Below are 17632 nucleotides of genomic sequence, written 5' to 3' on the forward strand. Positions count from 1 at the left end.
TCACAAGATAACCGATCTCGCCGCCTTGCTACCGTGGCGCTGGGCCGCCGACCTACAAGCCAAAAAGCTCGCCGCCTGATCTACGCGCAGCCGTCCTTGGCTGAAAATGATCAGCCCACGTGCCTCACCGGATGCTTACTCAGCAACAGGCGCGACAGCAGACGCTTCATAACGTGTTCCTTTGCAGCATCGACAATCCCAGCGATGGCGCCGCCGGCTCGGTCTGCTACCAAGTCTCGCAGGTTAATATACGCCCGGAATGAGCCGCGCCGTTCGGGCGCGATAGGCCTCATAGGCCGCGCCGAACTCCGAGCTCAACAAGCGTTCCTCGGCGTTCATCCGCACGACGAGCGGCGGAATATTCGCCAACGCCATAAGGACGCCCACCGCCGTGTTGAAGCCCAGTCCCCAGCCGAGCGCCGAGATCAGCAAGCCGAGATAGCTCGGATGTCTGATGCGGCTGTAGAGTCCCGTGGTGACGAGTTCGTGTCCCGGCTGAATGGCGACAAGGCCGCTGAAGCGGCGCCCGAGCACGGCGACCGGCCACAGCCGCAACGCCCCGCCCGCCGCGAGGAGCGCGACGCCGAGCCAGCGCACGGCGTCGCCGTCCAATCTCCACAGTCCCTGCCGATCGGCCCAGGCGGGCAGATAGGCGCCGAGAAGTCCGATGACGAAAAAAGCCGGGATGACCCATCGATTGCCGCGGTCCTCGCGCAGGCCGGAGCTGAGATTGCCACCGACGAAGAGCGACGCGACTCCAAGCGCGATTGTGACGACGACGAGCGCCGTCCGCGCCGGATTGGCGAAGTAGGCGTCAACCCCGCCGGCGCCAAGGATCGCCAACGCCAGATAAAGGCCGATGGACAGCGCCACGGCCAGGGCGCGGATCAGCAGCGGATGCATGGAAATCATAGGTCCAACCTGTCGGTCCGCCCCGGAGCGATGCACGGGACCAACGAAACGATGCACCTTACTTGCGATGCTTCGAAGCCTGGCTGCGAGTCGCGAACCAGACTGACTTCACCTGGCCAGGACATTTTCCACATGTCACGCGACCTTTCGGGCTGACGTAAGCGCACAGCCCGCGCGCCAGGCACTCGTCCGTCGTGACGGGACGTGCGCTGGCCGCGGAGGTGATAATGCCGCCACCAATGCACGCGACGATCGCGAGGATTAGGAGATTACGCATAACGGACTCCTTTAAATTGAGAGAACTTAGAATGCCTCGTTAATTAGCGTTCCCGGCAAATTGGGAAAGCGATCATATTCGCGCGAGGAAATTGGACGATTTATTGGTCCATATGAGGCGTCGATGAAGATATCCGTGACCGAAGCCAAGGGGCAGCTTACCGAGCTTGTCCGGCGCGCCGAAGCCGGTGAGGAGATTATCCTCACGCGGCATGGCCAGCCTCAGGTTTTGCGGACAATTACCGGCGTGATCCCCGTCCAGCTATCCGAGACATTCAGAAACTATCACCCACAATTCCTTCCGCGGGGCAGGCCCTTTTTTATCCTGGGCTATCCCTACGTATCCGCACACTCCCCGGTCACTCCCACTCAATCGTGCCGGGCGGCTTTCTCGTGATGTCGTAGGTCACGCGGGTGATGCCGCGCATCACGTCGCCCACTCTTTTCGCAGGATAGCGTACTGCATCGTGTTCTCGAATATCGGGACGCCTTCGTCATCCGTCACGAAGGATACGAACTCTCTGAACAGTCCCTCCCGCCTCATCGCCAATTTCTCACACATGCGCTGCGAGGCGATGTTGTCTTCCTCGACATAAGCGTAGAGGCGCCGGGCTCGCTTCACCGAGAACAGATGTTCGAAGAGAGCCCGTGCGGCCTCGGAGGCGAACCCGGCGCCGCCAAAATCCGCGTTGAAATTCCACCCGACCGAATATGTGTCGGGAGGCTCATGTACGCAGAAAAGGTCACCGATCAGCCTGCCGGAGCTTCGCAAACACACGGCAATATGCGCGTCGTCCCTGCTGCGCTTCGCAACTTCCGCTTCCGCAGCACCGAGATCTTCCAGTTTGAGAGACAAGAAGCAACTCGACCTGGGTTGGTGCAGATACGCAAACAGATCGGCCGCATCACCCTGCCTGAAATTTCTCAAGATCAGTCGATCGGTTTCGACAACGTCCATTCGAATTCCCGTCGGGCCTCATATGTCGATGTGTCGTTTCACTCCCACTCGATGGTCAACTGGCTCGATATCTCATTGTAATTATTTGGCTTTCCGCCTTCTCTCGACAGCCATACCAACCACGATACCGCCAAGCCAAAGGGGGCGGGATTCGCGGATTCTATATAGTGGTCCTTCCGGCCATAGGCGTGCGCGCATCATAAAAACGAGTTTCATTCATTGTTGAAGGAGATACAGCGGAAGATCTATCAAAATTGGGCTCAAACTAACAATCAATAGCTGACGGTTGCGATGCAGAACACCGCGAAGGCGTTCGTCAGTTGCCGAAGCAGATTTGGCCGCCGACCTTTGAGGCCGCCCCTGGGGGCTGGCCCCTGATCGCTTCGAAAAGCGGAAGGTTTTTGCAACCTTTAAATTATTGCGCGTCTGGTCGGGAGGCGCAGTGCGCGGGCGCACAGGATGATCGATTTCCGCGCCGCTTCCAGATGTGTCAACGCCGCTTCGGCGCATTCGATCGCGGCCGTGGCGTGCTTCTTCTTACTTTCCGCCATCATCATGACTCATCGAGCGTGAGAGCATTGAGTCTGGCGATTCGAATTTAGGAGGGCGACAATGAACGCCTATCGGCCGAGCGAACCTCGCTATACCATTGTGATCTCAAAAAACGGCAAAGAGCTCGGCACGCTGCGAGATCGGGAAACGATCCAGGCGCGCAGCTCTTTCGGCGGAGCCGTCGCGCGATACAAGAATTCAGGCGACAACCATCGGATCGAATTTTACGATGGACCTGACTTGATCGAGGCCTGGTCTAGCGAGGAAGGCTATACAGCGGCTTCCGCCTAACGCCCGAAGAACTTCGCCGCTCTCGCGGATGCGCAGCGGCAAAGTGTAGGGCCGCGGGCGTTTTCACGCGAACTCAATAGTAATACGGCGGAGGCGCAGTCAGCGCGCCAGCCGCGGCGCCGCCCGCAGCGCCGATCGCGGCGCCGGCGAGAGTTCCACCGGCTCTGCCGCCAGACGCCAGAGCGCCTATGCCAGCGCCGCCAAGCCCGCCAATAGCAGCGCCGCCGAGCGCGCGATCCTGGGGCGTGTAACAACCGGCAAGTGAAAGTGTGGTCACTGCGACAAGCGCACCACATGCAAACGATTTCATTAGTGTCCCGCTCCGTTGCAGATCAAAGGCAGCAGAGTTGATCAATAGGACTAAAGGTTGATCGCGTCACAGCATGGCGGACGACCCGCGAGGACTGCCGAGCCAAACCTGTTTCACAGAACGCTACGGCCTTCGTCGTTTGGGACAAAGGCCGCAGCGACATTGCAAATCCTCAACAGACCCAGACCCACTGTCCATACCAACGCCAGCAGCCCCCATAGCCGCCGCCGTAACCGCCATAGCCGCCGTAGCCTCCATAGCCGCCCCATCCTCGACGGCCCCAACCGCCGCCACGGCCCCAGCCGCCGCCTCCCCATCCTCCGCCGTGACCCCAACCGCCGCCGCCCCAACCGCCGTGGTGACCGCCGCCTCCCCAGCCGCCGCCATGACCATCCCAGGCCGCAGCGACAGTCGGAAGCGTCAAAGCCGCGGCCAAAGTCGTAACTAGAGACAGTTTGCGCAACATGCTGATCTCCTTCTGCCCCTCGCCATTCATTCCCATCGAGCCACTGAATGTTCGCTGAATGAGGAGGCGCTTCGCCCGACTGCCAAAGAAGTGAAAGGCGACAGGCGCTGAGATTTTGTCGTCTGTGACGTGTCGAAACCGGAAGAAGTCGCGCGTGCGATCGCGCCAGCCTTTGATCATCGCCGACGGCTGGTCTGTTGAGCCGCGGCGAGACGATCCATTCCTGCAAGGCGTCCTCCGCCGCGGATGCAGGAACAAAGCGGGCAAGACATCGCTTCGACCGCCGTTTGCATGGCGCGCGACCGCGCGCCTTTTTTTGCGCGGAATCTGCTGTGTGCCCGCGCATACCGCCGCAGAGTGGATATGCGCCACTGTCGGCCATGTTGTCATGCGCTCCAAGGGAGCTTGACGGAATTAAGAAGGCAGGCGCTCGCCATGAAAAAGCAGACGGATCCTGATTTAGTTGGAAGCTGGACTTTCGAAGCAATTCGAACGTTTGCTGGCGCGGCCACGGGAAGAGAGATCGCGGCTATGCAGAACGGCCGCTCCGCAATTTGGGAGGCGCTGTCCAAAAGGATTGCCGACGCGGCTGACCGATCAGCCCGGCAAGCGGGCGAAGTTCCTCCCACGACAGATGCTGCGTGAAGCGTCCCCATAGTCAGGACGATAGCGCCAAGGGCCACACAAAGCCGAAAAAGTAACGCAAGCGCACGTCCGCACAGGGATGCTCGATTTGCTCGAGCAGCAGCGAGCGTGAAGCTGAAAAGCCCGCGGATGTAAACCGCTGGCGGTGATCGCGGCGGAGAAACCAGTCATGAATTTTTACGTTTTCCTGGCCCCAAGCCATCAGTCGGCGACGGTTCACAAAGGATCTTGTCCTCACTGCAATGAAGGCAGGGGCCAGCGAAGGCCGGGACTAAAAGCAAATCTCACTACGGAATGGCTTGGCCCACATCTAGATAGCAAAAAAGCGTTTGCAACCGCTCGCGGATCCGGCGTCAAGAATGTCACGGGATGCGGGCACTGCAAGCCTGAGAATCCAGTTTAGAAACTACTCGCGCCGGACTTCACTCTCCCGATCTCCAACATTTGGAAACAGCGAAACAAGACGGGAGGCTCAAGCCACTTTGGCAACAGCGAAATGAGCGATGAAGCTGAAGCCGCCATATTCCGGCCTCATCTTGCCAGCTTGGATACCGGCGACACCTGGCGAGGAGATCGATGCCTATCGTCGCGAGCGACGCATCCTTCCGACAAGGATTTGTATGAGATCGAATATCGTTGCTCCCTCGCGACGCCTTTTCCTTGGCGCGATCGCGCCAGTACTGGCGGCGGTCGCTCTAGGACCCGCCGTCGCCAGCATCGCCGTCGTCGGCGATAGTCTCGCGGCCGGCTGCCCATTCCGCACGCTGTCGTGTCGCCCCTTCGAGGTGATAAATTTCGCCAAGGGCGGCGCGCGGCTCGCCGATATCGCCGGGCAGTTGGAGCGTGCGCAACGAAATCGCTCGCGGCGCTTCATCATCGACGGAGGTCTGAACGATCTTCTCGGCGCCGCCGCGCCGATCCGGGACATCGAACGCGATTTCCGCGGCGTGCTGCAAGTCCTCGATCCGGGCGCTGCCGCGATCTTCACCTTGATGCCTTACATCGCCCAGAGAGAGGTAGCGCCGCTCATAGATGCAGCGAACGCAATGATGGCGGAGCTTTGCCGAGAGCGAGGCATCGAGGTGCTGGACCTCAATCCGCATGTCTCGCTCAATGGCGTGCGCCGCGCAGAGATGAGCGACGACGGGGTGCATTTCACGCCACGCGCCAATGCGGTGTGGATCGCGGCTCTTCGGGAGAAGTTGCGCGATCAACTATTCGTCGACAGTGGGAGATTAGCGAAAACCTTGCCGCGCCGAACTGACCGCGCTTGAGCGCGATGAGCATGTCGCCGAGTGGATTGGCTGGCCGATCTTCAATCGGCTCGAGTTGAGCCAAATGAAACGAAGCGATCTGGGCCATCGCACACGAAGGCGGAGTCCGTGCCGCTGCTCGCGATCTCGGCATAGATCGCGACGACGCCCGCCGCGCGACGGAGATCGCTAAGCGCTCTCCGACCCCGCCGGCCTCTATTTCCTGCATTCATTTCACGAGCCTCTCGGCGAGCGCATCGGCGACGGCGCCACGCGCCCGCGCAGCGCGTTATTGAGCATTCGGCTTCGCGGTCGCGTCCTTAACGCACTTCTTCGTGAAGCACGTTTTCGCGGCGCCCGCTAATTTCCTTTCGACCGCGGCGGCTTCGCAAGAGACCGCGGCGGCGAGCGCAGCGCCAGCAATCAAAACGCCGAAGGCGAAGATCGAAGCCGTGAAGATCCTTCGAAATATGTTGCTCTCCTCAAAAGTGCGCAATTTCGCTGTTAAAATAACCAAAGAAACGCGACGTAGAAGCCATCCCAAGGGCGTTGTTGACGATGAGCGTGTCGCCTTCCCACCAGAAAAAAGGCCGGGGCGCTGTCGATTTCGGTTTCAATTGGGATTGGCTTTCCGTTGCATCTGAGGTGTCGAATCGAGACGTGTCGCGATCCAGATGACGTGCCGCGCGCCACCACGTTGGCCGTTAGCGCGCACCTTGACTTCATCCACACGGAACCCGGCTTTGCGAAGGCGCGACGTGAAATTCGGATCCGGCCCCGATGACCAGACGGCCAACACCCCACCACGGCGCAACGCCTCGCGGGCCGCCCTCAACCCTTCAATATCGTAAAGTTTGTCATTGGCTTCGCGAGTCAGGCCCTCGGGGCCATTATCGACATCAAGAAGGATTGCGTCATAAGTCGAGCGGCCAGACCGGATCAGGCGCCCAACGTCACCTTCCTCGATGCTGACGCGCGGATCCGTCAGGCTGGCGCCGAAGACTTCCGCCATCGGACCGCGCGCCCAGGCCACGACCGCCGGAATGAGTTCGGCGACAACGATCCGCGCTTTCGCGCCGAGGACAGTGAGCGCGGCGCGCAGTGTGAAGCCCATCCCCAGCCCGCCGATCAGAACGCGCGGCTGTGGGCGCGCCTGAATTCTCTCGCAAGAGAGCGTGGCGAGCGCCTCCTCCGAGCCACTGAGGCGACTGTTCATCAGTTCGATATTGCCCAACGTGATCGAGAATTCTGCGCCGCGACGCTTGAGGCGGAGCTCGCCCTCGCCGCCGGGTATCGGCGCTGTGTCGAGCAGGGTCCAGGGAATCACTGATAACCCTTCGTTTGGTTGGGAAGCGCCTCATGTGACGACATGCGGTGACCTCAATGCGCTAAATTCTACAGTTCGCGCAGAGGCCGCAAAGCGCCAGGAAGCTGACCTTAGCCGCGCGCTAAATCCAAGGCGGCTTGTCTATCGCAGGCGCATGCAACGAAGAACCCGGACGCATGGTCCGGGCCCGTTGATGGTCTCCAGCTTTGGAGGTCTTTACGCCAGCCGCTCCACCAGCACCGCTTTGGCGCTCTGCCGGACCCGGAACTTCATGCCATGGCGCTGACCGAACATTTTGGCGGCGCTGCGGACGCGCTCCAGCGGCACATTGTAGTAGCGCCACGCGTCGCCCAGACTGAACTCGCCGAAACCATATTTGACACGCTTATCGGTGGTCTTATCGCTCATAGTGATTTGTGTGCCCTTCCCGTTTAAGATTGCGGAATTGATATGTGAGTTTTATTTAGTATACGCAAGGGTGGCTATAAGCAATAGTAACTTACAACGCCCGTCAGTTCTTGGAATTAGCTCATAGCGCACGAACGACGCGCCAAGGACGGTCCGCCTGCTGCTTTGCGCCAAAGCGGACGCTTCGGGGCCCCCGAATGGCGGCGCAAAGTTCTTGCAGCAGTGTTCAACACTCTAAGGTAACTTCGGCCGTTGCTCCGAAAAATCAGCGAGCAGAAAATTAAGGGAGGGTGACATGTATCCTAAGCCAGCCCAAATATGTGGCTTCGTTTTCATGTCAAGCGCAATATCCCTATCCGCGTGCGGCAGTGGCGAAAAAGATGAAGCCCTCGGACGTTTAATCACGGATTGCCAGATGTCGGCTCATTATGCGCTGGCGGATTCGACTCTAACGGACGAAAGAAAGCACGTTGGAATTGGAGAGTACGTTGAACGATGCTTGAAAGAAGGCGGGCTGCAACCAGAGGCGGATGAGTCTTGCGTTGAATCTCCTCAATCAGCTGAAGACGGCAAGAGTTTTGTCAAGCCTCTCAAAAAATGCTGGAAACACAGCAAATCCTCTAACTGAAGCGGTCTTGCTTCAAGTTGTCGTCGAGCGAGAGTGATTACGAATAGCTGGGATGGCGCGGCTAAGAATATCTCGGCTCGTGATCTCTCTGCCGCCGAGTTGAAACGACCCCACACGCCAACGTCCGTCTACGCGAGACGACGGAGGCAGAGCGTCAGTAGCCGAGGTGTGAGAAACTTGAGGCGCGAAATGGCGCCAAATCGTGATCAGATCAGCTTGCGCCACCCTCATTCTCTAGGGCGTCGACAACTTGCCAAGTCTGCGGACCAACGATGCCGTCCATGCTTAGGCGATAATCTTGCTGCAACTTCTTGACTGCGGCTTCAGTCTTGGCGCCGAAGCGCCCGTCGACTCCGCCTGTGTTGAAACCGCCTGCGCTCATCCGGCTCTGCAAACGACGGACAGGTAGGCCAATCGAGCCGACCTTCAGCACCGGATGGCTTTGATCAGCTTCGTCAATGTTGATCCACGTAATTCGGCCAACCACGCCATCAACCGCGATCTCCCGCGCCTGCTGAAACTTCTTAACTGCGCTCTCAGTTTTCGCCCCGAAGAGTCCATCAACGGAGCCGACATCGTATCCGAGAGCCTTAAGGGCCTCTTGCAGGTCCCGCACGGCGGGATCACTCGATCCTTTCTTCAATATCGGTTCCGCCATGGCGTGCCGTCCTGTCAAAAAACATGAGCCCGGTTGTCCTCCGGACCACCTTGAAGCCGACGCTAAAAAGAAAGCATGCTGCTCACCAGAGCCTGCCAAGTAATCGGACCGACAATTCCGTCCACTTTCACGGAAGCGATGTCGAGCGAAAGCGCTTGCTGAAAACCACGCACCGCCGTGTCTGTCACCGGTCCGAAAATTCCATCGACTTGCGGTCCGTTGCTGGGATCGCCAGACAGGTTGCGGAACTGAAATTCCTCCTGCACCCCCCTAACCGCGTCGCCTTGGCTTCCTTTTTTGACCTGCACGACAAGAGCCGTCCAAGTCAAAGGCCCGACAATCCCATCCGCCGTTAACCCCTGGCTTGCTTGAAAAGCTTTCACCGCGGCTTCGGTCTTCGGACCGAACACGCCGTCGACGACAGCGCTATGTCCGCGCGCCCGCAGCAGATATTGCAGCGTTTTGATGGGATGTTCGCTGGAGCCGATTTTGACCACTGGCCAAGGGCTGATGCTGCCAGACATTACGATGCCTCCCCGCAATACTAATGGGAATAAAAAATCTATGAGCCTCGGCTGAAAGATGACGACGGCGGTCAATACGGGCCGCGCCACCAGTTCGGCAGGCATGAGCCACGATTAAAGGATAAGACCAGAGAGGCTCTCGAGCGTTGCTCCGGCGGCGCCCGCGGGAGCCATCCATGTCCGTTCATCCATCACGCCGGTGACTGGGAGACCGGCGTTAGTCTGGTATTGACGGACGACGTTCTCGGTCGTGGGGCCGAAAATGCCGTCGATCGCGCCGGTGTAACCAAAGCCCGTCTTAAGCACGCGTTGCAGCATGGCCACCACCGGCCCTAGGGACCCGGCCTGAAGCGTCGGTGACGCCTCGCGATACGGATGCACGTGGCTCCATGTGATCGGCCCGACGACGCCGTCTGCCGCCAGCCCGTTCGATTGCTGGAAATCCCTCACGGCCTGTTCCGTGCGCGGTCCGAAGACCCCGTCGACCTCGTCTGGTCCCAAGACCTTGTTGCGCGCGAAGACTCGTTGAAGTCGCTTCACGTCATCTCCGGTATCGCCTAACTTGATCGTCGCCGGCATGTCGAGTTTCCCCTCGTTCATCGGTCGCTCACGTTTAGAAGTCCTGCTCGATGAGCTTCCTCCAAGTCAGCTGGCCCACGATTGCGTCCGTGGCGAGATGGGCCGCCGTTTGGAAGGCGAGCAGCGCCTGCTTGGTATTCGCGCCGGCTGTCCCGTCCAGAATCAGGGGCGGAATTGGACTGCCATCCTCGCCGACATCGCCAGCGGTGAGGAAGAGATTAAGTAACGCCTGCAGCGTCTTGATGTCGTCGCCCGCGACTGGCCGCCGTTCGGCCTTCCGGAGGTCGATCGTTTTCATACTTACTGCGACCTGCGTCACGATCCCTCGTCCTCTCATTTGCACGCCGCTCGTGAGCCGCTGACACATCTTAGTTCGCTCGGCGCGGTTGTGATCATGCAAATTGGTGAGGATGCGCGGAAATCGGCTGACATCGCTTCAGTTGCGACACGAACATTTCTGCCGTGCTCGCGAACCTAAATCTCAAGGGAACGATTTAGATTGCGCAGCTCAACGCGGTTTAGCCGCTTCCTCATTGCATGCACCACCATGGCGCCAATGACTGTGGTGATTGATCGAAGCCTAAAAAGGTTTGGTGTCTGAGAGTCAGCTCAGCCCTAGAAACGAACCGTAGATGGACCGTCTATCCATCGCGCCAGAGCGCTATGAGCGTTCGGTTCATTTTTTCGACTTTGCCGTTCGTCCAGTGATTGGGCTTGGCAGGTGTTGCTCGAGGCCGCTTTGGCGGCAGCGAAGGAATAAAATGTGCGTCGCAAACTGACCGTTGGGCCGTTGCGGTCTTGGGCAGATATGCCCTCATAAATTTAGAAACGCTTGCTGCGTTCCTGGAGGCAACAAGCCCATCGAAATGGGGGCGCGATCAGCCTTCCTCGACTAAGCGTCGATCGCATTGCTCAACACCGCTCGCCTTCACAACACGTTACATATTTCCACTTGTCATTGCGCCGGGGTATCGGACGAAATTCGCTTTTGCAATGGGAAACATACCGTCAACGAGTACGTCAGTATTAGCTAGTTATGTCGTATTATGGCGTGCCGCCGGATATTCGCGGCAGGGCCTGAATCATTCCCACTCGATCGTTCAGGGTCATATCAGCCAGTTGAATTCTTTGATGAAAATATATTCCTGTTAAAATACTACCGGCCCGCGACCCGTCAGAAAATTACGCTACTGATATCGTTGAAGAATTTTCTACGATCCCCGCAAGCCATCTATCGACTACTATCATCTCACAGCGCGCCATTTCAGTTCTGACATCCAAGCCGCGAACGCGCAAAAGTACCGTCAGCACCCATCCTCAGCACATCGACGCCGAGCGCGCGCGCTCCGTCCGGTCCATTCCTCAGCCGTCATGGACTGCTTTGTCAGATGGTACGCCAGCACAAAACCCGGTTACCGATCGTGTTGCGCACAAGCAGAAGGTCGCCCGTCGTCGTCGCATCCCGAATGGCGTCCCCAATGGCGGCAATAGTCCGAGCCAGCACGCGTACCAGTTTGTCCGGCGGGATCGGCATCGGAGTGCACATTCAGGATATTCATCCGCATGAGCTCCAGTGAGCTGATCGCGCTTCGATGGAACCCATTCTGGCGGCTGGCGTTATCCTTTGCACTTTAGCTTCGGCTGTCTTTGGGTCGATTTCGTTTATACGGATGTTGACATGCTACGTTTTAAGTTTGCGAGTGCCGTTCACGCCATTTTCATCACGTCCGCATGCCTAAGCCTGATGGCCTGCTCAAATGAGACAGATCCACGGCAAGACCTTGATAACACGAGTGGTCCAGGTGTGTGCGCGGGCTTCGTCAACGCGGATATTGTCGCACTCGAGCAGGCCTACATCCTTAATCGTTATTCCGCTTATGTGCCGGCCGGCATGCTGTTCGCACTGCGCAGCGATGTCGTCGCGCTGGATGGCGGTTCCGAGTTGAAGCCCGGCAAGGTGAAACTGCGATCCGACAAGCGACCACGGCCGCTTGTTCTGCGCGTGAACAAGGGCGATTGCCTCGACGTCACCTTCACCAATCTTCTGTCACCCACTGCGGACGAAGAAGGCGGCACGCCGCCCGACCATGGCGGACGCCTGCCCGAGCATGTGAACGCGCTGCCCGGGAGCGGCAAGAACGAGCTGTCTTCGCCGCAGAAAGTCAGCGTCGACCGCCCGCGCACACGCGCCGCGTCCTTTCACATCACAGGCCTGTCAGTCGCGCCGATTTTGGCCGCCGCCTGCCCGAAAGACGCCGCTTGCGGGGGCGATGGCACGAATGTCGGTCTGCCAGGAAAACAGGGCATCGTGTTCAACCCGGCGACAAGCGATGCGGTGAAAGGCGGTTACGACATCGGCTCGTTGGCGAAGCCCGGCCAGACAGTCAAATCGCGATGGCTTGCGACAGACGAGGGTGCATTCTTCGCCTATTCGGCGGCAGCGCCGGTCGGCGGCGAAGGCGATGGCGGCCAGATCGGGCTGGGACTCTTCGGCGCCGTCAACGTCGAGCCGCAAGGGTCGCGCTGGTATCGCTCGCAGGTGAAGCACGACGAAATGCAGCTTGTTCGTGATGACGCCAGCGACGGACATCATCGTTACAGCCGTCTCGACTACGAGCGCAAGCGCATGCTGGGCGGAAAACCGCAGCCGATTCTCGCCATTCTCGACGCGGACAACAACATCATTCACAGCGATATCAACGCGATCGTCGTGCCCAGGGAAGGTTCGGACCTCGACTGCAAGACGAATACGCATGATCATGACTGCGACAGCCCGTTCCGCGAATTCACCGTGATTTTTCACGATGAAGTGCATGCCGAGCAGGCTTTTCCCGAACTCGCGGATGAGAACAACCCGCTGCACCAGGTCCGCGACGGGATGGGCATAAATTATGGCGTCTCGAGCATGGGCGTCGCGGCGATGGCCACCCCGGCGCTTCGTGGCAACAAGCCGCCCATCGGGCCTGTCGCCAAATGTCCCGAATGCCGCGCGGAAGAATTCTTCCTGACCTCGTGGGCGAATGGCGATCCGGCGCTTGTCCTCTCCTATGACGAGAGAACCGGTAAGCCGAATGGCGCGCGCTACCCGGACGACCCGTCCAACGTGCATCACTCCTATCTCGGCGACCCCGTAAAATTCCGAAATCTGCACGCGGGGCCGAAAGAGACGCACATCTTTCATCTGCACGCGCATCAATGGTTCCAGGATTCGACCAATCCCGGCTCCAGCTATCTCGACTCGCAGACGATTTCACCGGGTGCGACATTCAGTTACGGCATCGCCTTTGGCGGCTCGGGAAACAGGAATTACACGCCCGGCGACTCGATCTTCCATTGCCACCTGTATCCGCACTTTGCGCAGGGCATGTGGGAGCTGTGGCGGGTGCATGACGCGTTTCGGGACGGCAAGCCGGGTCTTTTCAAGCCCGACGATCCGGCCACGGATCCGTCCATGATGAATCTGCCGGACGGCGAAATCGCAACGGGCACGCAGACGCCAGCGCTTGTTCCGCTCCCGGGCTTCGCGCTGGCGCCGATGCCGTCCGCGGCGTTCCGCGGCTATCCTTTCTACATTGCGGGCGAAGCGGGGCACCGGCCGCCACAGCCGCCCCTCGACATTGACGTCGCGGACAAGGGCTGGAATGACGCCTGGGCGAAGGACTGGCGAAACGCGCCGGCGCCCAAACCGGAAACGATCGTCGATGGCGGTCTTCCGCGCCACATTGTCGTGGACGGAACGGTGAAGGCCAATCACGAGCATGCGCTGACCAAGGGCGGCGATGCGGCGCAGATCATCGCGCAGCGTGTGGCCAAGCAGGATTCGCAGGCGCTGGCGCTCGCCTTCGGCTGGGACACGCTCACTATCCGCAAACTTAATCAGACGGGCGAGCCGCAGGAACAGGCGGCGATGCGCTTCCATCAGGGGCGCCTCGACGAACTGCGCCCTGTCGACGCGCCATCGACCTATCCCGACCAGTGGCCGGGGACGCGCGCCTATCCGACGGATGTCGCCAGTCTGACGCCGACGCAAACGAAGGCGCGCCCGCCCCTGTTCTTTGTCAACTCGCGAGCGCCGAAGCCCGGCGCGCCCTTCGCCGATCCCTGCCCGACGGACGACACGCCCGAGCGCAATTATCGCGCCGCGTTCATCCAAACCGAGCTAACCTACAACAAGCATGGCTGGTTCGATCCGCAGGGACGTATCGTCATCCTCGAAAATGACATCAAGTATGTCATCGATCCAAACACGCGCACGCAATTGCCGGAGCCGCTTTTCTTCCGAGCCAATTCACGCGAATGCATCAACTTCAAATCATCCAACTTTGCTCCGAGCGCGCTCGCTGTCGACGATTTTCAGATCTACATGCCGACCGACACGATCGGCCAGCATATCCATCTCGTAAAGTTCGACGTCACCTCATCGGACGGGTCGGGCAACGGCTACAATTACGAAGACTCGACGTTCTCGCCCGACGAAGTCCGCGAGCGGATCTTCGCTGTCAATCGCACGACGACGAACCCGGCAGAGAAGCTGCATCCAAAGGTTCATCCGCTCTTCAACGATCCGAAGGATCCGAAAAATGGCGGCGTCTCCGTCATTGAGACCGGCGACATCGCCGCCGACAAGAAGAGCGCCAGCCTGCTTGTGAAAGGCCAATGTCCGCCGCAGGGATCGCTCAGCGACGAAGCCTATGAGCATCTGCTTGACAAGGAGCACCCCTATTGCGGCGCGCAGCGCACGACGCAGCGCTGGTGGGCCGATCCCCTCATCAATCGCCGGAACGCCAAGGATGACACGCTACGCACAGTGTTCACGCACGATCACATGGGCCCAAGTTCGCATCAGCAGCATGGGCTTTATGCCGGGCTCGTGATCGAGCCGTCCAACACGCTCTGGACTCGCCTTGATCTTGAGCCGAAGAAAGTCGGGGAGACGGTTTCGTCGGGCGGGCCGCTGAATTGTCACCTGCGCGGCGGCGATCCCAATCGGTCGCTCATTTGCGACAAGCTCATCGGCGGCTCCGATCCGCTTTCGTCGACCGTGGCGTCCATCCATGAGCCCCTGCGGATTCGCGCCGACGGGGGCCCGACCGCGACGATGGCGAATATTCTGACGCCGGCCTGCTTCTCCGACGCGGAAGCTTACAAAAGCCCGGCCTGCAAGGAAGCTCTCGACGCGCATGAAACGCGACGCGAATTTCTGCTGGCGATCGCGGATTTCGGCATCGCCTACAATATGGCGCTTGAACCGATCAATCCGGAGCCGCGCGGCGACAGCAGCGCCTTGCGCGACAACAGCGCTATTCGCTTCGGCAAGCGCCACGTCGCCGAGGCGCTGGCGCGGCCGCTTGGAATTTCATCGGAAGATCCCGGCAGCCAGTATTTCAACTATCGGCACGAGCCGCTCGCCTTGCGTCTTTCCAATCAGACGCTGAACAAGCATCTTGGCGGTTGGGACTATTCGCAGGCGACGAAACGCTCGGACCTCAAGACTTCATGCAAGCTCGACAGCGGGGACCAGGACTGTCTCGGCGATCCGGCGAATGGCATGAGCACCGCGGTGCATGCAAAGCGCGATGCACAGCTCGCGACAACGCCGAGCTCGATCGCCGTCTCGCCGACGACGCGCGACCTCATCAAGAAGACGCCGGTCGAGAGCAAACTCGCGCCCGTGCTTTCGTCCGTGGAGCGATGGCGGCGCGACTTCAACTGCATGCTCTATCCGACGACGCTCATGGGCAAGAAGGAGGGCTGCCCGGACCGGCTGAACCAGTCACGCCTCGAGCCGTGGCGGCGCTTCGGCGATCCCGCGACGCCCATTCTGCCGGTCTATGAACGTGATCCCGTACAGATCCGACTCATCCAGGGGGCGCAGGAGGCGCAGCATGTCTTCACCATGAACGGCCTGAAATGGCCGCGCCTTCCCGGCGGCGTGTCAAAAACACAGAGTGACGCCTCTGTCATGTTCGAAAACAACTCGGGCTTCGTCAACGCCCAGGCGCTCGGTATTTCCGAACATTTCGAATTTGACATCAACGTGAACCAGTTCGGCGGCGCGCATACGGACTATCTCTATTTCGGTTCATCTATTGATCAGTTGTGGGACGGCCTGTGGGGCGTCATGCGCAGCTTCACGAAGCGCAATGAAACGACGAACATTCTCAGAACCGCGAGCACTGCCCCTGTGACTTTCACGCCAGCCAGTTTCCTCGCGCCGCTGCGTCAGGACGAGGTCGCCGAACGGCACGGCGATATGCCTGATATTTGTCCCGCTTCGCCGAGCGGGCGGAATCGCTATTTCGACATCAGCGCGGTCCGGGCCTGCGATCTGTACAATGCCTGCGACGCAATGGATGCGACGGGCATCAATTACAGCACGCGCTTGGATCTGAAAGACACGCAGGGCATTGTCTATGTGCTGAACGCCGATGGCTATTGCGATGGCGCCGCAAATGAGAAATGCGACGAGCACGAAACCAATTGGTTTACGCAGGGCAACAGCGCTGTGATGAATCAAATGAGAGCAGAGTTTACGACAAGGCGCATCGAGCCGCTCGTGCTGCGCGCTGCGGCGGGTGAATGCCTGCATGTCAATCTGCGCAATCTTCTGCCCGCGAAAATGGAGGACGGCCCCGGTCCGGAAGGCGTCGTTCCGGATGAACGCGCGTATCACAACTTCCTTCCGATGATTACGGATGGGTTCAACATCAATCAGTTTCGCATGTCCGGTTCAGTCGGGCTGTCGGCGCCGCGCGTTGCGCAACATGTCGTCACTGCCGACGGGAGCAATGTCGGACTGAACGGCGCAGTCTCGTTCCAGTCGATCAACACCGAACTCGCGAAAGGCGACTGGCTGAACGCGAAACCTGATGCGCTTGCGCGCCAAGGCTCGTTGATCGCGCCCTGCGTCCCTGGCGTCCGCGAAGCGCGATGCAAGCGGTCGTTCATTTGGAGCGCCACCGACTTCAAGGTCCAAAGCGGAAAGTTGGTCGGCAAGCCGATCGAATTTGGCGCTTTGCCGCTGCGCAGCTTTGGCGATCCGATCAAGCATCCGGCGCACGGCCTTGTCGGCGCACTGGTCATCGGTCCCGAGGGGTCGGAAGTTTGCAAGGCGAGCGACAGTGCTGCGCCCGGCAAGCCGACATTCCCCGGCAGCGTGATCGCACGGATTTGCGCGCCTGGCCGGGAACCTTATCTTGATCAGGTTCTCGTGATGCAGGACGCTGTCAGCGCCACAAGCGGCGGACTTCCCGTGCCCAATCTCTCAGGCGCCGAAGAGCCCGACGACTATGGCGTCAAAGCCATCAACTACAAAACGGAGCCGCTTTGGGCGCGGCGCGGCGCCGACCCCAGCGTTGGTTTCCCCGAACGCAACACGGAGTTCGGTTACAGCAAGGCGCTGAGTTCGGGGCGCGTCGGCGAACGCGGCCCCTGTGTCGCAGGCGTAGCGCCGACGCCAGCGCTCGACAATCCTTGCGATCCAGAGACGCCGGTCATCGTGGCTGTTGCTGGCGACAAGCTCCGCCTCAACATCGTGCACCCCGGCGGACATACACGGCAACAGGGTCTCGAGTTCAGCGGTCACAGCTGGAATCCTTATCCTTGGTCGGACGACTCCCGCGTGTTCGATCCCGCCAAAGGATCCTCCATCCGGCAGGGCGTTTACAATGGCTTCGGCCCGATGATGGGCGTGACATTGCAGGTGGATGCAGGCGGCGCTGCGAAACAGCCGATGGATTACCTCTTCCGCAGCGAGGCAAGTTTCCTGTTCGACGGAGGACTTTGGGGAATACTGCGTGTGGAGCCCAAATCCGCCTCCGAACAATCACGCCGCAGCGAATAGGA

At 59.7% G+C, this 17632-nt stretch carries 16 protein-coding genes and 1 pseudogene; 6 read left to right on the forward strand and 11 right to left on the reverse strand.

Annotation, left to right across the window (positions count from 1 at the left end; translation table 11 throughout):
* Positions 1 to 243: 243 nt before the first annotated feature.
* On the reverse strand, positions 244 to 912 hold the full coding sequence (locus ACR65W_RS05015; protein WP_434498986.1) for a methyltransferase family protein: 669 nt from the start codon (positions 910 to 912) through the stop codon (positions 244 to 246).
* 400 nt (positions 913 to 1312) lie between these two features.
* On the opposite strand from ACR65W_RS05015, the pseudogene ACR65W_RS05020 reads away from it, so the two are divergent.
* Positions 1313 to 1417: pseudogene (locus ACR65W_RS05020) on the forward strand (type II toxin-antitoxin system Phd/YefM family antitoxin); the annotation flags it as partial.
* A 130-nt stretch (positions 1418 to 1547) separates the two neighbouring features.
* On the opposite strand, the gene ACR65W_RS05025 reads toward ACR65W_RS05020, so the two are convergent.
* Positions 1548 to 1616, reverse strand: a complete 69-nt coding sequence (locus ACR65W_RS05025) for a hypothetical protein (RefSeq protein ID WP_434499018.1) — start codon at positions 1614 to 1616, stop codon at positions 1548 to 1550.
* Positions 1616 to 2146: a GNAT family N-acetyltransferase gene (locus ACR65W_RS05030; protein ID WP_434498987.1), complete on the reverse strand. Its 531-nt coding sequence runs from the start codon at positions 2144 to 2146 to the stop codon at positions 1616 to 1618. Before ACR65W_RS05030 ends, ACR65W_RS05025 begins: the two co-directional genes overlap by 1 nt.
* A gap of 612 nt (positions 2147 to 2758) precedes the next feature.
* Here ACR65W_RS05030 and ACR65W_RS05035 point away from each other — a divergent pair.
* Complete coding sequence (locus ACR65W_RS05035; RefSeq protein WP_434498988.1) at positions 2759 to 2989, forward strand: hypothetical protein; 231 nt, start codon at positions 2759 to 2761, stop codon at positions 2987 to 2989.
* A 73-nt stretch (positions 2990 to 3062) separates the two neighbouring features.
* Here ACR65W_RS05035 and ACR65W_RS05040 read toward each other — a convergent pair whose 3' ends face one another.
* Entirely contained in the window at positions 3063 to 3299 is a 237-nt protein-coding gene (locus tag ACR65W_RS05040) for a hypothetical protein (protein WP_434498990.1), read from the reverse strand.
* 172 nt (positions 3300 to 3471) lie between these two features.
* On the reverse strand, positions 3472 to 3765 hold the full coding sequence (locus ACR65W_RS05045; protein ID WP_434498991.1) for a hypothetical protein: 294 nt from the start codon (positions 3763 to 3765) through the stop codon (positions 3472 to 3474).
* Between the two features lie 435 nt (positions 3766 to 4200).
* Between ACR65W_RS05045 and ACR65W_RS05050 the strand changes: the two genes are divergently transcribed.
* Together ACR65W_RS05050 and ACR65W_RS05055 are read left to right on the forward strand one after the other, a co-directional pair.
* The gene (locus ACR65W_RS05050) at positions 4201 to 4410 is read left to right on the forward strand and encodes a hypothetical protein (RefSeq protein ID WP_434498992.1); all 210 of its coding nucleotides are present in this window, start codon (positions 4201 to 4203) and stop codon (positions 4408 to 4410) included.
* Between the two features lie 620 nt (positions 4411 to 5030).
* Positions 5031 to 5684, forward strand: a complete 654-nt coding sequence (locus ACR65W_RS05055) for an SGNH/GDSL hydrolase family protein (RefSeq protein ID WP_434498993.1) — start codon at positions 5031 to 5033, stop codon at positions 5682 to 5684.
* 592 nt (positions 5685 to 6276) lie between these two features.
* On the opposite strand, the gene ACR65W_RS05060 is transcribed toward ACR65W_RS05055, so the two are convergent.
* Together ACR65W_RS05060 and ACR65W_RS05065 are read right to left on the reverse strand one after the other, a co-directional pair.
* Positions 6277 to 6990: a spermidine synthase gene (locus ACR65W_RS05060; protein WP_434498994.1), complete on the reverse strand. Its 714-nt coding sequence runs from the start codon at positions 6988 to 6990 to the stop codon at positions 6277 to 6279.
* Between the two features lie 216 nt (positions 6991 to 7206).
* On the reverse strand, positions 7207 to 7398 hold the full coding sequence (locus tag ACR65W_RS05065; RefSeq protein WP_434495474.1) for a hypothetical protein: 192 nt from the start codon (positions 7396 to 7398) through the stop codon (positions 7207 to 7209).
* A 295-nt stretch (positions 7399 to 7693) separates the two neighbouring features.
* Between ACR65W_RS05065 and ACR65W_RS05070 the strand changes: the two genes are divergently transcribed.
* The gene (locus ACR65W_RS05070) at positions 7694 to 8026 is read left to right on the forward strand and encodes a hypothetical protein (protein WP_434498995.1); all 333 of its coding nucleotides are present in this window, start codon (positions 7694 to 7696) and stop codon (positions 8024 to 8026) included.
* A gap of 211 nt (positions 8027 to 8237) precedes the next feature.
* On the opposite strand, the gene ACR65W_RS05075 is transcribed toward ACR65W_RS05070, so the two are convergent.
* The 4 genes from ACR65W_RS05075 to ACR65W_RS05090 all read right to left on the reverse strand — a co-directional run bounded on the left by ACR65W_RS05075 (position 8238) and on the right by ACR65W_RS05090 (position 10106).
* Positions 8238 to 8684 carry a peptidoglycan-binding domain-containing protein gene (locus ACR65W_RS05075; protein WP_434498996.1) on the reverse strand — a complete coding sequence of 149 codons (447 nt, stop codon included), beginning with the start codon at positions 8682 to 8684 and terminating at the stop codon, positions 8238 to 8240.
* A gap of 62 nt (positions 8685 to 8746) precedes the next feature.
* Positions 8747 to 9208, reverse strand: coding sequence for a peptidoglycan-binding domain-containing protein (locus tag ACR65W_RS05080; RefSeq protein WP_434498997.1), 462 nt, complete (start codon positions 9206 to 9208; stop codon positions 8747 to 8749).
* Positions 9209 to 9322: 114 nt separating this feature from the next.
* Positions 9323 to 9808 (reverse strand): peptidoglycan-binding domain-containing protein, encoded by a 486-nt coding sequence (locus ACR65W_RS05085; protein WP_434498998.1) that lies wholly within the window; start codon positions 9806 to 9808, stop codon positions 9323 to 9325.
* A gap of 13 nt (positions 9809 to 9821) precedes the next feature.
* Positions 9822 to 10106, reverse strand: coding sequence for a peptidoglycan-binding domain-containing protein (locus tag ACR65W_RS05090; RefSeq protein ID WP_434498999.1), 285 nt, complete (start codon positions 10104 to 10106; stop codon positions 9822 to 9824).
* A 1485-nt stretch (positions 10107 to 11591) separates the two neighbouring features.
* On the opposite strand from ACR65W_RS05090, the gene ACR65W_RS05095 reads away from it, so the two are divergent.
* Positions 11592 to 17630 (forward strand): hypothetical protein, encoded by a 6039-nt coding sequence (locus ACR65W_RS05095; protein WP_434499000.1) that lies wholly within the window; start codon positions 11592 to 11594, stop codon positions 17628 to 17630.
* Positions 17631 to 17632: the final 2 nt, after the last annotated feature.

The sequence above is a fragment of the Methylocystis sp. genome (assembly GCF_051062815.1).
GTDB lineage: Bacteria > Pseudomonadota > Alphaproteobacteria > Rhizobiales > Beijerinckiaceae > Methylocystis.

Bases quoted from the DNA above. Each gene is read 5' to 3' on its own strand.
- ACR65W_RS05080 (WP_434498997.1), bottom strand. From the start codon at position 9,208: ATGTCTGGCAGCATCAGCCCTTGGCCAGTGGTCAAAATCGGCTCCAGC.
- ACR65W_RS05050 (WP_434498992.1), top strand. From the start codon at position 4,201: ATGAAAAAGCAGACGGATCCTGATTTAGTTGGAAGCTGGACTTTCGAA.
- ACR65W_RS05045 (WP_434498991.1), bottom strand. From the start codon at position 3,765: ATGTTGCGCAAACTGTCTCTAGTTACGACTTTGGCCGCGGCTTTGACG.
- ACR65W_RS05070 (WP_434498995.1), top strand. From the start codon at position 7,694: ATGTATCCTAAGCCAGCCCAAATATGTGGCTTCGTTTTCATGTCAAGC.
- ACR65W_RS05030 (WP_434498987.1), bottom strand. From the start codon at position 2,146: ATGGACGTTGTCGAAACCGATCGACTGATCTTGAGAAATTTCAGGCAG.
- ACR65W_RS05065 (WP_434495474.1), bottom strand. From the start codon at position 7,398: ATGAGCGATAAGACCACCGATAAGCGTGTCAAATATGGTTTCGGCGAG.
- ACR65W_RS05035 (WP_434498988.1), top strand. From the start codon at position 2,759: ATGAACGCCTATCGGCCGAGCGAACCTCGCTATACCATTGTGATCTCA.
- ACR65W_RS05075 (WP_434498996.1), bottom strand. From the start codon at position 8,684: ATGGCGGAACCGATATTGAAGAAAGGATCGAGTGATCCCGCCGTGCGG.
- ACR65W_RS05055 (WP_434498993.1), top strand. From the start codon at position 5,031: ATGAGATCGAATATCGTTGCTCCCTCGCGACGCCTTTTCCTTGGCGCG.
- ACR65W_RS05085 (WP_434498998.1), bottom strand. From the start codon at position 9,808: ATGAACGAGGGGAAACTCGACATGCCGGCGACGATCAAGTTAGGCGAT.
- ACR65W_RS05015 (WP_434498986.1), bottom strand. From the start codon at position 912: ATGATTTCCATGCATCCGCTGCTGATCCGCGCCCTGGCCGTGGCGCTG.
- ACR65W_RS05040 (WP_434498990.1), bottom strand. From the start codon at position 3,299: ATGAAATCGTTTGCATGTGGTGCGCTTGTCGCAGTGACCACACTTTCA.